Origin of the sequence: Confluentibacter citreus, from assembly GCF_002807055.1 — a bacterium.
In the GTDB taxonomy this organism is placed as follows: domain Bacteria; phylum Bacteroidota; class Bacteroidia; order Flavobacteriales; family Flavobacteriaceae; genus Confluentibacter; species Confluentibacter citreus.
This window is the reverse complement of record NZ_NIXN01000006.1, coordinates 246634-260534: the sequence shown is the minus strand read 5'-3', so window position 1 is coordinate 260534 and position 13901 is coordinate 246634. Positions and strand designations below refer to the sequence as shown.

The following is a 13901-nucleotide window of genomic DNA, read 5'->3' as shown; positions in this document are numbered from 1 at the left end:
CGCAGCAGTACGGACCTGAACTTCAAGTTCAGGAAGTTCAACAGGAACGAGGATTACTATTGGGCAGGGGTATCCTACCGTTTCCTGAACGACCAATTTTTCAAGCCCTTGAACCTGGGGCCTATGCTGGGCTTTAAGAAGGACATCTTCTATTTCGGGTATGCCTACCAGGTGACCATGAACGACCTATCGGGGTACAATTCAGGGACGCACGTCATTACCATTGGGTTAGAATTTTTGCAAGGGATCAGTAACTGTCCCTGTACTCAGAGTCCGGTGCATTAAAAATATTTTGATGAGCTGTTTTAACCGTTGAAATTAAATTGTCAAAATCCTTTGATTTATCAAAAAATGCCGTGGCACCTTTTTTAAGACAGATATTTTTTAATTCCGAATTTATTGAAAACACATAAACCAACGAATTTAAATTGTTTTCTTTAATTTTATTTAAAACAGTTATGCCATTGCCATCAATCAAATTTAAATCTAATATGATGATATTAAATTTAAAGGTATCCAATAAATCCAATGATCCTTTAACGGTACTCTCTAATTTTATTTTTTTTGAATCAATAAAGCCTGTTAGTTTTTTCACTATTTTATCGCTTATGATTGGTTCGTCTTCAATAACTAACATACAATTGGAAATTACTTTTTGATTGATTGAATAAAAATATGACATTGATCATATACTAAAAATAAGCATATCCCTTATTTTTAGTATATGTTATGATTTTTTCTAATAAAATCTTCTTTTTCACGGGTTTTTCTATGAAATCATTAAAACCATAATTCAAGCAATTATCATTGAATTGGTCGTGAACAAAGGCAGAATGTGCTAAAATAGGTATCTCAGAACAGGTGTTTCTAATGGCTTGTGTAGCAGTTAAACCATCCATAATGGGCATATTTATATCCATTATAATTAAATCTATTTGTTTGTTATTTTCAAATTTTTCAACTGCTTCTTTACCATTTAAAGCGTGAATCAAAAAACATCCCTCTCCTTCAAGTAAATTTTTTAAAAATAAGTAGGTTACAAGATCATCCTCTGCAATTAATATGGTTTTATTTTTTAGTTTTTCTTCACCTGTTCCAAATTCATTGGCAAGAATGTTAGGAATAGTAAAATAAAATTTGATTCCTTTGCCATCCAAGTTTTCAACCTTTAGATCACCTCCAAGACTGCTTACTATGTTTTTTGATATCGTTAAGCCTAAACCAGACCCATTAATAGCTTGGTTTAAACTAAATTCTGTTTGGGTGAAAGGTTCAAAGATGTTATTAATGTATGTTTCTTGTATGCCATTACCATCATCTTCCATGGAGAAAAATATATTTTCCTCTCTATTTTGGATGGTCAATTTTAAATTTTTATTAAAATTAAACTTAAAGGCATTATCCATTAAATTTTTTAAAACACGCATAAGTATGGCTTTGTCTGTTTTAATCATGGTAACGCTAGAGTCCATTTCCAAATAAAATGTATTTCTATTTTCAATATGTATTTCCTTTACTTCTTTGATGACCTTTTCTATCTCTGCCTTTAATGAAAATGAACTTGATTTAGGCTCTGCCGTGCCAGAACTTAATTTTGATACTTCTATAACATCTTCAATAGTATTTAATAGTCTGTCACTACATTTCCTAATTATTTCAAAATATTCGGTTCTTTTTTCAAGTGTTAAATCTGTATAATTACTTTCCAGTAAATCCATCATGCCTAAAATACCACTTAATGGTGTTCTTACTTGATGGCTGATATTATTCAAAAATGCATATTTTAACTTTTCAGATTCTTGAGCCTTTTCTTTTGAAAAAATTAAATCTTGTTCCATTTTCTTCCTTTGGGTGATATCGCGAACACTACTAAAAATAAAATCTTCATTATTTAATTTTATGTATCTGGAGGTCACTTCAACCGTTTTTATGTCTCCATTCTTGGTTACATGGGTTGTTTCAAATAATAATTTTTTATCCTTTTTTATGTTTTTAAGTATTCTTTTAGATTTTAAAATATTTTTAGGCTCATTAATATCTAAAATATTCATCTTTAGTAACTCGTCTTTGGTGTAACCTAAATATTGGGTGGTTTTTTCATTTACTTTTACAACATTACCTTTTTTGTTCAACAAATAAAGTGCATCTCCTAAATTTTCAAAAAGAAATTCAAATTTTTTTGCTTCTTTTAAAGCATATAATTCTGCTATGGACTTTTCTTTAATGATTTGGTCTTGATGTTTTTTTAGCATCTCTTCTTCAGTCATATCAAAAATGAAAATCAGCGTACATACTAAATTGTTAATCTCTAGTTTGTGGGTTATTCTATTTATAAATGCGATACTACCATCTTTTTTAATAAAACGTCTTTTTACTTTATTTGATGATTTTTCATCTGTAGAATCATTAATTACATGGCACATACATGATTGATCATTGCAAAAAGAATTTTTACAATTTGTGTTATTTAAGTCTGAAATACCTGTGAAATTCAAGAACTGTTGATTAGTAAAAATAATATTCTGATGATTATCAACCATTGCTATTGGCAATGGTATACAATTAAGTGTATTGTATATTTCGCTTTTAGTAAAGCTATTAGGTATAAATTTTAAAATTTTAGATATCTGCTTAAATTGACCCATTTTTAGTGTGTAAATTTTATATGCAAATATTTCATATAAATAGATGAAGAATCAATAAGCATTGTTTTTATATTGCCCTAGTGATTTTCTTAAATAGTGCTTAAAGCTTTGTAGAATGTAAGATGTGAATGGTTATTCCAAGGAAATGATGCCTTCTTTAATGGCATATTTTGTTAAGTCTGGGATATTGAATATATTTAATTTATGCATAATATTCGTGCGATGTACATCAACGGTTTTTGAACTTAGAAAAAGTAATTCCCCTATATCTTTTGATGAGTTGCCTTCTGCTATGAGTTGGAGTACTTCAATTTCTCTGGTTGTAAGCACATCACTGTCATTTTCAATAGCATTACTTGATATATTTTCTATAAGGACATCTGATATTTTTTGACTGACGTATTTCTGGTTTCGAGCTACAGAGAGAATAGCATCAATAAGTTCTTCGGAACTACTGTCTTTTAGTAAATAGCCATAAGCTCCTGCTTTGAACATTCCTATTACAAATTGTTTGTCGGAGTGCATAGACAAAGCAATGACTTTTATATTTGAATCGATATCAATAATTTGTTTTGTTGCTTGTACGCCATTAAGACCAGACATGGCAATATCCATGATAACAACATGGGGCTTAAATTTTTCACAAAATTTTATAGCGTCCCTGCCATTAGAAGCTTCGCCAATAACCTTTAAAGTTTGTTTTTTTTCAATTAAACTCCTTAAGCCATTTCTAACTATCTTATGGTCATCTACTAATAGAATTGAGGTTTCCAGATTAGATTGCAATTTTTATTATAAAGATATAAATATTTCCACAATTGTACCACTTTTAATGGTAGGCTTAGATATTATATTTACAGTGCCTTTTAAATTATGTATTCTTTCCTTTAAGGTAAATAAACCAAACCCGCTACTAAGAACTTTATCACTTACTTTTTCATCTACATTAAAACCAACCCCGTCATCTGAAACTGAAATATTTAGACCTTCATCTACAAATTTAAAATCAATATGAATTAAACTTGCATTAGCATGTTTTATAGAATTCATTACTATTTCTTGAATAGAACGATAAATGGAAATGAGTTCATTATCATCTAATTTTAAGTTATCTATGTTTGTGGTGAATTCAACCTTGATGTTATATTGGTCTTCTATCTTATCTGAAAACCAGTACATAGTATCTATAATGCCTAATTGATATAAAACAGGCGGACATAAATCGTAAGTGATTTTCCTGGAATTTTCAAGTGCATCGGTAATGTGTGTGTTGACAAAATCAATATCCGATACATAATCCTTTAAGAATTCATTTTCTCTTAAATCTTGTAATTTCATTTTTGAAATAACAAGTGATTGGCTTAAATGATCATGAATGTTTGCTGCTATTTCCTTTCTTTGTTTTTCTTCTACCAAAAGAATTTCTGAAGTTAAATTTTGTAAGGATACTTGATAATTTTTTATGGCTTCATTAGCTACAACACGTTCCGTTATATCACGACACGAAGAGACAAGGCCTACTACCTTGTTGTTTTTTGTAATGAGCTGTTTTAAAGATTCAAACCATATATACTCATTGGTTTTATTTTTAACTCTATATATAACAGGATTTTTTGATGCTCCTTTTAGTAATAGGTCATTAAAACTGTTTTCAACCTTTTTTAAATCATCTGGATGAATAAAATCACATAAATTTTTACCTAGTATGTCATCACTTTGATATCCTAATAAATCTTCTGCAGAAGGACTTGAATACACAATTTTTGAATCTGTATTGAGTAAGTAAATCAGATCTTTGGAGTGGTCGGCCAATAAGCGATACTTATGTTCACTGGCTTTAATTTTTTTTAGATTCCTTTTTATCAAAATAAAAAGGAGAAAGGACGTTAAAAACACAAATACTAAACCCTTGTATGATTGAAATTTAGTGACTGTTTCAGGGGTAAAAGTGTTTTCCAAAAACTTATCAGAAAATATAATGTAAAGACTACCTACTAAAAAATAGATGACAGCAATTTTAAAAGGTAAATAAAATTTTAGTTTTTTAGTTAGCATTGTTAAAGCAATAAAAACAGTTGATGTTTTAAGAGAAAGCTAAAACATGCTCTAAAATAATACTAATTTGATAAATAAATATGATTATGTAAAAAATTTAAATTGGGGTGATTATATTTTCAGTATCTCTTTATTCCACCTCTTAACCCATAATTTAAGCTATGAGATTCTTCAATCGCAAAGCTCTTTAACGATCACGAAGCATCTGGGCAAAACACTTATCGTACAAATAAGCAATATTTTATTTTATTGTTATAACAATAAAGCAAATGTTATACTATTTTTGCACTTAAAATTTTTAAGAGTTAAATGGAAACCCGAGCTAAACAGCGCATTGCTTTAAGTGTATATTTTTTTCTTTCAGGCATTTGTTTTTCTACATGGGCGTCTCGCATCCCAACCATAAAATCGTTTTTTAATTTAAATGATGCTGAACTGGGGACTATTCTTTTAACAATGCCCATAAGTTCTATTATAGGATTGCCCATTTCTGGATGGTTGGTCTCCAAATATGATAGTAGAATCCCTCTTGTGGTATCTTTTGTATTTTTCTCTTTTTCACTGGCTTTAATTGGCTATGCAACAACATCTTTTATGTTGGTATTGGCTATTTGTATGTTTTCGTTCTTTATGAGGATTTTAAACATTTCTATGAATACACAATCCATAACCTTACAAAATAAGTTTGAAAAGCGAATTGTTGGTGCGTTTCATGGTTTGTGGAGTACAGGCGGATTAATTGGGGTTGCATTTTCTACATTGATGGTGAAAAACGATGTGTCTATGCAAACTCATTTGTTGATCATTTCAATATTTACGTTAATTGTTTCTGTGGTATGTTATAAGTTTACTATAAAGAACGATAAATCAACTTCGGGCAATAAATTAATTTTAGGTAAACCAGACACATTTATTCTGTATTTAGGAGTCATCATATTTTTTGCTGCCATGTGTGAAGGTGGTATGTTCGATTGGAGTGGGGTTTATTTTAAGGAAGTCGTTAAAGAAGATGTCTTTACTTATGGTTATCTTACTTTTATGGCAACCATGGCATTTTCTAGATTTTTTTCTGATAGGGTAGCACAAAAAATTGGCGTTCAAAAAACATATATTTTGAGTGCTTTATTAATTGCTTTGGGCGTTTCAATAGCGGTTATATTTCCGTTTTTTTGGTCAGCTTTATTTGGATTTTGTCTTGTAGGGTTTGGTACGGCTCCTATTTTCCCCATGACATTTTCGTTGGCAGGAACTTCAAAAAAGTATTCCCCAGGCATGGCTATTTCAATAATATCGACCTATGCTACTGTTGGGTTTTTATTAGGCCCACCATTTATAGGTTATTTATCACATGCTTTTGGTTTACAAAGGGCGTTTTTTGTTTTTGTTATAGCTGGATTAATGTTTATCCCTTTTTCTTATGCTTTTTTTCGCTATCAATCTAAACAGGCGTAGTATAGATTAGTTTTTAACAATTTCAACCTCAAATAATTTATCCCAACGTTTTCCTGTAACAAAAATAGTTTTGGTTTTTGGGTTATAGGCTATACCGTTAAGTACGTCTAATCCTTGATGTTGCGTTACTAGCTTTTTTAATGGTGAAAAGTCTATAACCCCAATAACGGCACCATTTTTTGGATTGATGATAGCGACGCCATCTTTTTGGTAACGGTTGGCATAAATCTCACCATTTATCCATTCCATTTCATTTATCTCAACAATTTTACCTTTATTGGTATAAACTTGAATATGGTCTTCTTCTGCCAGAGTATTAGGATTTAATAGCCATATATGTTCTGTGCCATCACTTTTGTAGATGGTTTTGTTGTCATTACATAAACCCCAACCTTCTTTGCTTTTACCATATTTGAAATCACTAATTTTTTCAAAAGTATAAATGTCATACACAAAGCCAATACCACCTTGCCATGTTAACTGGTAAATTTTATTATTTAAAATGGTAAGACCTTCACCAAAATATTGATCTGCCAAATTAATATTTTTTAATACGTTGCCTGTTTTGTAATCTACTTTTCTAAGTTTAGATTCTTTGTTCTGTCCCGTACTTTCATATAAAGTATCGTTAAAAAACTCTAAACCTTGCGTATAAGATGTGATATCGTGCGGGTATTCATTAATGATTTTGTAAGTATATATTTTAGGCGGTTCACTGTTTAACACAGTTATTTTGGCAACTATCTTTTGTTGTTCATTATTGAAATAAACAGTAGCTTCAATGTTTTGGTTACCTAATTTGGTGTTTTTTAAATCGGTGCTTTCTTTTATTAATTCTCCATTTAAAGTATAGCTAACCGAATCAATAGTATGGCTTTTTGGATTTTCAATAGACAGAGTTAAAGTCTCCGCATTAGAAATTGCATGCTCCTTGGCATTGGTTTTAATGGTAAAATCATTTTTATTGGTTCCGCAAGACAAAATAAATGAGCTTAAAAAAATGATTGTGAGGTATTTAAATAGTTTCATTTGTAATTTAAATTTTAAGCAAGATATTTATTTAAAATCAGTTTAAAAAATCATTGTGAAAATTTTAAAAGGTTGTATCTTTGCACCCGGCAAGTCCTACACAACCAGCTCCTGTTGAATCCTCCAGGGCGGGAACGCAGCAAAGGTAAATGGTCGTAGCGGTGTGATGTAGGTAGCTTGCCTTTTTTTATTTATTCCTGCGAAGTCAGAAATCTCATCAAAATAAGGGTAAAATCTCATCTTCTTTTCTCAAAACATAGTCATTTATTGTTCACATGTAAAATTCATTGTTAATTTTACGCTATTAATCATTTACACATTGTATGTCTAAAATTGTTTTAATTACGGGAGGTTCTTCTGGAATAGGAAAATCAATAGGTGAATTTCTAACTGAAAGCGGATTTATTGTTTATGGCACTAGCAGAAATCCCCAAAATTATTCAGAAAGTAAGTTTCCAATTTTAAAGTTAGATGTTAAAAGCATTGAAACCATCAAAAAAACCATTCAAGCGATTATTGAAAAAGAGGGTAGGATAGACGTCCTTGTAAACAATGCAGGTGCGGGTATTACTGGAGCGATTGAAGAACTCCCAGAAGCAGAAATTAAAGCTAATTTTGACACTAATTTTTTCGGACCTATCAATGTTATCAAGGCCGTTTTGCCTCAAATGCGTAAACAACATTCGGGATTAATAATCAATATCACCTCCATTGCTGGTTATATGGGACTGCCTTACAGAGGTATTTATAGTGCGAGTAAAGGGGCATTGGAACTTATAACAGAAGCTTTTAGAATGGAACTTAAAGACTTTAATATCAAAATGACCAATATAGCACCAGGTGATTTTGCTACCAATATTGCCGCTGGCAGATACCATGCACCACTTCTGGATAATTCTCCATACAAAAAGCCTTATGGCGATACGTTAGACTTAATGAATACGCATGTTGATAGCGGAAGTAATCCCATTATGATGGCTCAGGCAGTTTTAAGGGTCATCAATACCAACAACCCTAAAATACACTACAAAGTGGGGGCGTTTATGCAAAAATTCTCCATTGTGCTGAAACGTATTTTACCGGATAAGGTTTATGAAAAAATGTTGATGAAACATTACAAATTGTAAATTACTTAAAGTAAGTTGATTAAATATTTTAATTAAACCCCTAGGCTAGGTTTTTACAAAGTTGTAAATTTGCATCCGAATAATAATTAAACAAAACAAAATGAAATTTTTTATTGATACCGCTAATCTTAAACAAATAAAAGATGCCCAAGACCTTGGTGTTCTTGATGGTGTAACAACCAATCCGTCATTAATGGCTAAAGAAGGCATTACAGGACATGATAATATTTTAAAACATTATGTAGACATCTGTAATATTGTAGATGGCGATGTAAGTGCAGAAGTAATTGCAACAGATTTTGATGGCATGATTAAAGAAGGCGAAGCTTTAGCTGAATTGCACGAACAAATCGTTGTTAAATTACCTATGATAAAAGATGGTGTTAAAGCTTGTAAATATTTTTCTGAAAAAGGTATTAGAACGAATGTTACTTTAGTGTTTTCTGCAGGACAAGCATTACTTGCTGCAAAAGCTGGAGCTACATACGTATCGCCATTTATAGGACGTTTAGATGATATTTCTACAGATGGTTTGAATTTAATTTCTGAAATCAGACAGATTTACGATAATTATGGTTTTGAAACACAAATATTAGCTGCTTCAGTTCGACACAACATGCATATTATTGATTGTGCTAAATTAGGCGCTGATGTTATGACAGGTCCATTGAGTGCTATTGAAGGCTTATTAAAACACCCATTAACAGATATTGGTTTAGCTAAGTTTTTAGAAGATTATAAAAAAGGAAACTAAATCCATTTTTTATATTTATAGAAAAGCCTCAGGTTATTAATTTGAGGCTTTTCTTTTTTTCGTAATTTATTGTTATTTATTTATCAATCCCAAAAGTTGTTCTTCAAAATTAACACTGAAAATGTTTGTGTTAGCATTAACTATCGTGTTATTTTTATCCAATATAATAGTCTTTGTGATTGGGTAAACAGCCAATGATAATCTGGATTGTTTTGGATCTTTAAATTTGAATTCATTATCATAAGAAAAATTATTTTTCTTCATTGAATCCTTACAAAAATCTGGGCTGTTATCATCAATATTTATACTTATAAAAGATACCTCTGGATATTTTATACTCAGTTCATTTGTTTTATAATGACTTTCCTTAAAGTGGTTATTAAACTTATGGGACCAAAAATAAATCACTGTTGGTTTATTAATCAAAGAACCTATTTTGATGTCATTGTTTTTTAAATCCACTAATTCAAGATTAGGGAAGCTATTTCCTTTTTTTAAGTTGTTTATTGATTGCGCAACTGATGATATATTATTTTTATTTTCGCCATCTGTATTTTTACTTAAAAAAGATTTAAGCATGGCATTATTATCTTCCGGATTATTATTTCTGGTCAGATAGGTCATCGTGTAATGAAAAAGCAATTCGTTCTTTATAGTTGGGTTTGAAATAACACTATCAACCACATTAAGTATGTCTAAATTATAACATAAAGCATTCGTATTGAAATCATCTGATTTGGAATGATCCAAATGGTCTTTAAGTGCCATATTATTAAAAGTTGATCTTAAAAAGGAATTATAGTTTAAAAAATCCCTGTTATAATCATTGTTGTAATCAATCTCTTTTCTGTAATCATAAAAGTTTTCAGGGAGGGCATTTAAAATATCGCGCTTGTTTTCATTTTCTCCATAATGGATAAAGGGATATATCTCTTTACTAGCATAATAATTATAATCAATATTTGCTTGAGCTATTTGAATAAACAAATCTGAAGGATTGTATTTCTTTTTAAAGGTTTGAAGTTTAAGATCTTTTTCAGCTTTTAAAGAATCGATTTGATTTTGGTATTTTTCCGCACTTAGTTGGCAAAATTTAAAAATTCGTTTTTGTTCAATTTCATTTTGCAAAAAACCATTTATAAGATAATTGTTTTTTTTATCACCTGTACCAGTAAAAACTAATGACTCATCAAAATCAAGCGTATTCAATCTAAAAATGATGCTATCATTTGGCTCGAGTAAAACCATTTGTACTTCACCACCATGCTTAAACGTGTAAATACCGCTAATTAAATTATCAACTTTATAAATAAATCGATTGTTTTTATCCAGGCTAATAGTATCCAATACAGAATCTGCCTTTGCGATAACAACAAAATTTGTGGTAGGATTACTTATTTCACCTCCTAAAAACGCAAAATTATCTTTATCTCTTTTGCAGCTAAAAACGCTTAGGGCAATAATTATGTAGAAAAAAAACAGTTTCATTAATCCTTATAATAATGGTGTTGGTAACATTACCATAACATTGCAAAAGTATGTTTTGTATTTAAAAAGTGCTGTTAATACGCTGTTAAATATTAATATAGATAATAAGCTGTAAATATTCGTTTATAATGGGATTTGCTGACTCAAACAATGCAACGTGCCAAATCCCCAAATAAGGTCAATAGCACTAATACCTATAACTTTTCTATCAGGAAAACAACCTGCAATGATGTTGAGTGCCTCTTTATCGTGTTCATCATTAAAAGTGGGAACCAATACAACTGAATTAATGATTAAAAAATTAGCATAACTAGCAGGAATCCTTATGCCGTCAAAAATTAAACGTTTTGGCATAGGAAGCGTCACTATGTTTGGTTTTTCACCATTTTCTAAAACGGCTTCTTTTAGTCTGTTTAAATTATCTTGAAGAGGCTTGAAATTGTGGTCTTTTTTATCGGTTTCAACTACGGTTATAATGGTATCTTCATTAACAAAACGAGCCAAATCATCAATATGTCCATGAGTATCATCGCCTTCAATACCATTGCCCAACCAAATGGTATTTGTAATGCCTAAATGATCTTTAAAAATAGTTTCATAATCACCTTTGGTAAATCCTTCGTTTCTTACTTGAATTTTAGGGTCTAGCAAACATTCTTCTGATGTTATCAAAGTTCCTTTACCATTTACATCAATCGCTCCGCCTTCTAGAACCACGGGTTTTCCTTTGTAAGTGACTTGAGCTAAGGGAATGTTTAAAAATGAAGCTACTTTTTCAGGAACATGTTTGTCTAGTTTGTAATTGTTATATTTTGCCCATCCATTAAAGTTGAAATTAAGGGCTTTTCTTTCTGAGCCTTTTTTGACAATGATGGGTCCTGAATCGCGCATCCAACTTCTGTTGGTTTTTTGAATGATAAATGATACATTTTGAAGTTTTGCATCGGCCATTTTTAACATGTTGGTTACCTTATCCTGAAGGGTTTTGGTAGCAACAAGTAGAATGACCTGTTCAACATCAGCCACTTTTTTTATAAACTCCACAAATGTCCATTGTATAGCACCATACTTTCCAGGCCAATCGTTACCGTTGTGAGGAAAACATAATAGAATACCTTGTTGTTTTTCCCATTCGGCAGGGAATCTCCACATATCACTACTCATACTAATCTAAAACTCTTTTGGTAATGCCATCGTATTTATCAATACGTCTATCTCTTAAAAATGGCCAATTTTGACGCACGTTTTCTTGTAAATTTAAATCGACTTCAGCAATTAAAATTTCTTCTTTATCGGTTGAAGCTTGTGCCAAAATTTCACCTTGTGGCCCAGCAATAAATGAAGAACCCCAGAATTCGATTCCATCAGTATCTGGAAGGTATCTTTCCAATCCTATTCTGTTAGCAGCTGCAACATAAATACCATTGGCTACGGCATGACCTTTCATTACGTTCATCCAAGCACCTTGTTGGTTTTCTCCATATTGTGCTTTCTCTTTAGGATGCCAGCCAATAGCGGTTGGGTAAAATAAAACCTCTGCACCTTGAAGTGCCGTTAATCTGGCTGCTTCAGGATACCATTGATCCCAACAGATTAATGTGCCAATTTTTCCTTTTTTAGTTGAAAAAGCTTTAAAGCCAATATCTCCCGGAGTAAAATAAAATTTTTCGTAGAAGTGGGGATCATCTGGTATATGCATTTTTCTATACAACCCTGCTTCAGAACCATCGGTATCAATAATATATGCACTATTATGATAGACTCCCGCCATTCTTTTTTCAAAAAATGGTACAATAATTACAACTCCTAATTCTTTAGCCAAATCACTAAAAGCAACAAAAGACGTACTGTAAAGTGGTTCGGCATATTTAAAATTATCCACATCTTCACTTTGACAAAAATAATGACTGCTATAAAGTTCTGGTATCAAAATGATTTCTGCTCCTTGTTTGGCAGCATCACGCACCCATGAGATGCATTTCTTTAAATTATTTTCAGGAATATCGTTCAGATTTAACTGAATTACAGATATTTTATAGGTGTTTTTTTTCATTTAAAGGAGAAATAAATTTAATGCAAAGATATGTTTTTTGTAACTTTTATTTATCCTTTTTGTATAGCGGTATTCTATAGGAAATGGCATAACCATAACCCACGCCAATTTTAGTGCTATCAAAAGTTTTATTAAATCCCGGAATATATATATTAGTAAAATTTTCAGGTTCTGTTTGACTCACCAAGCCTTTTAATTGCACATTAATACCTAAAAATAAATTATTAAAAAGTTCAGCTTTGATACCTAATATTAATTCAACCCAAACGGCAGTTAAATCGTTAAATTCTTGAGGTTGATTGGGAGTAAACTGCGATTGCCAATATTGACTTGTATTATAAACTTGATAATCATTTAATGTATGGTTAAAGGCGCTAGCACCAATACGGAAACCACTATAAATCATGTTGTCCATGTCTAGCCAGTTTTGGTACATATTATAGTCGACACCAGCTTTTAAATAAGTTCCTTTAGTGGTGATATTAAGATAATTATTATCATCATTTTTTTCTTCGATACCAATTTCCCCTGCGATATATAATTTTTTTTTGAGTCTGAAATCACCACTAACTTCAAATCCAGAATAATTATCATCAACTGACGAACGGATGAGTTTTCCAATATCTGCACCAAGGCGGAGACCATATTTTTCCTTTATTTTTATGGAATCATTAATAGAACTAGATATACTATCATTTTGTGCACTTGTAGAGACACAAAAAAACAGCATCAAATATATAATACTAGAAAAATAAGTAAAAATGTGCTGTTGTTTCATCTTCCACAGATTGATTGTCGGTTACAGATTGTCTTGATAATATCCATTTGTTAGTATCATCTTCAATAGTTAAACTAACGTTTTTAAAAACCGTTTTATAACCACAAGCTCTAGATACAAAAACTTGTTCGGTTGTATATTTTATGGTGATAATGTCTTCATTCCCATTAGCAAAATCATCACTTGGGTCATCTGGTGTACCATTATTATTTATTGAGTAATCTCTATGTAGTTTGTATTGAGTAGCTGTGGTGTCTATTCTTAAGGGTAGTTCTAGTTTCTGGACATTAGCGGCATTATAACCTTCTAGTACTTCATCGTTATTGATACCTTGAACTCTTATTAACGGAACAAATTTTACATTTTCTGGATTGGCACTATCATAAAATTCTATAATCAATTTTGGGGTGGTAGGTGTGGATTCCGGACAAATATCATCGCGTTCGCAACTAATTGTAATTACCGCAAGGGTCACACAAATTAGAGGTATAATGATTTTAAAATACTTCATTTTCAAATT

14 protein-coding genes and 1 other RNA gene are annotated in these 13901 nt (G+C 31.1%); 5 read left to right on the top strand and 10 right to left on the bottom strand.

Annotation, left to right across the window (positions count from 1 at the left end; genetic code table 11):
* Positions 1-285, top strand: a 285-nt coding sequence (locus CDH49_RS12790) for a type IX secretion system membrane protein PorP/SprF (protein ID WP_157805315.1), incomplete at its 5' end; no start/stop codon positions are given.
* On the opposite strand, the gene CDH49_RS12785 is transcribed toward CDH49_RS12790, so the two are convergent.
* The 4 genes from CDH49_RS12785 to CDH49_RS12770 form a co-directional block, all read right to left on the bottom strand.
* Positions 248-637, bottom strand: a complete 390-nt coding sequence (locus tag CDH49_RS12785) for a response regulator (protein ID WP_157805314.1) — start codon at positions 635-637, stop codon at positions 248-250. The genes CDH49_RS12790 and CDH49_RS12785 overlap by 38 nt on opposite strands.
* Before the next feature lie 55 nt (positions 638-692).
* On the bottom strand, positions 693-2645 hold the full coding sequence (locus CDH49_RS12780; protein ID WP_100615914.1) for a hybrid sensor histidine kinase/response regulator: 1953 nt from the start codon (positions 2643-2645) through the stop codon (positions 693-695).
* A 132-nt stretch (positions 2646-2777) separates the two neighbouring features.
* The gene (locus CDH49_RS12775; RefSeq protein ID WP_204524826.1) at positions 2778-3431 is read right to left on the bottom strand and encodes a response regulator; all 654 of its coding nucleotides are present in this window, start codon (positions 3429-3431) and stop codon (positions 2778-2780) included.
* A 6-nt stretch (positions 3432-3437) separates the two neighbouring features.
* Positions 3438-4700, bottom strand: coding sequence for a PAS domain-containing sensor histidine kinase (locus tag CDH49_RS12770; protein ID WP_100615913.1), 1263 nt, complete (start codon positions 4698-4700; stop codon positions 3438-3440).
* 309 nt (positions 4701-5009) lie between these two features.
* On the opposite strand from CDH49_RS12770, the gene CDH49_RS12765 reads away from it, so the two are divergent.
* On the top strand, positions 5010-6152 hold the full coding sequence (locus CDH49_RS12765; protein ID WP_100615912.1) for an MFS transporter: 1143 nt from the start codon (positions 5010-5012) through the stop codon (positions 6150-6152).
* Between the two features lie 6 nt (positions 6153-6158).
* On the opposite strand, the gene CDH49_RS12760 is transcribed toward CDH49_RS12765, so the two are convergent.
* Positions 6159-7181: a glutaminyl-peptide cyclotransferase gene (locus CDH49_RS12760; protein WP_100615911.1), complete on the bottom strand. Its 1023-nt coding sequence runs from the start codon at positions 7179-7181 to the stop codon at positions 6159-6161.
* Between the two features lie 87 nt (positions 7182-7268).
* On the opposite strand from CDH49_RS12760, the gene ffs reads away from it, so the two are divergent.
* The 3 genes from ffs to fsa all read left to right on the top strand — a co-directional run bounded on the left by ffs (position 7269) and on the right by fsa (position 9062).
* An RNA gene (gene ffs, locus CDH49_RS12755) (signal recognition particle sRNA small type) lies at positions 7269-7367 on the top strand.
* 137 nt (positions 7368-7504) lie between these two features.
* A complete protein-coding gene (locus CDH49_RS12750; RefSeq protein ID WP_100615910.1) occupies positions 7505-8308 on the top strand; it encodes an SDR family oxidoreductase in 804 nt (267 codons plus the stop codon).
* Between the two features lie 100 nt (positions 8309-8408).
* A complete protein-coding gene (gene fsa, locus CDH49_RS12745; protein ID WP_100615909.1) occupies positions 8409-9062 on the top strand; it encodes a fructose-6-phosphate aldolase in 654 nt (217 codons plus the stop codon).
* Between the two features lie 72 nt (positions 9063-9134).
* Here fsa and CDH49_RS12740 read toward each other — a convergent pair whose 3' ends face one another.
* The 5 genes from CDH49_RS12740 to CDH49_RS12720 form a co-directional block, all read right to left on the bottom strand.
* Complete coding sequence (locus tag CDH49_RS12740; RefSeq protein WP_100615908.1) at positions 9135-10550, bottom strand: TlpA family protein disulfide reductase; 1416 nt, start codon at positions 10548-10550, stop codon at positions 9135-9137.
* A gap of 123 nt (positions 10551-10673) precedes the next feature.
* Positions 10674-11714, bottom strand: a complete 1041-nt coding sequence (locus CDH49_RS12735) for an agmatine deiminase family protein (protein WP_100615907.1) — start codon at positions 11712-11714, stop codon at positions 10674-10676.
* A gap of 1 nt (position 11715) precedes the next feature.
* Positions 11716-12603, bottom strand: coding sequence for a carbon-nitrogen hydrolase (locus CDH49_RS12730; RefSeq protein WP_100615906.1), 888 nt, complete (start codon positions 12601-12603; stop codon positions 11716-11718).
* A 46-nt stretch (positions 12604-12649) separates the two neighbouring features.
* Positions 12650-13381 (bottom strand): DUF6048 family protein, encoded by a 732-nt coding sequence (locus CDH49_RS12725; protein ID WP_100615905.1) that lies wholly within the window; start codon positions 13379-13381, stop codon positions 12650-12652.
* Positions 13347-13892: a DUF6452 family protein gene (locus CDH49_RS12720; RefSeq protein ID WP_100615904.1), complete on the bottom strand. Its 546-nt coding sequence runs from the start codon at positions 13890-13892 to the stop codon at positions 13347-13349. Before CDH49_RS12720 ends, CDH49_RS12725 begins: the two co-directional genes overlap by 35 nt.
* Between the last annotated feature and the right edge of the window lie 9 nt (positions 13893-13901).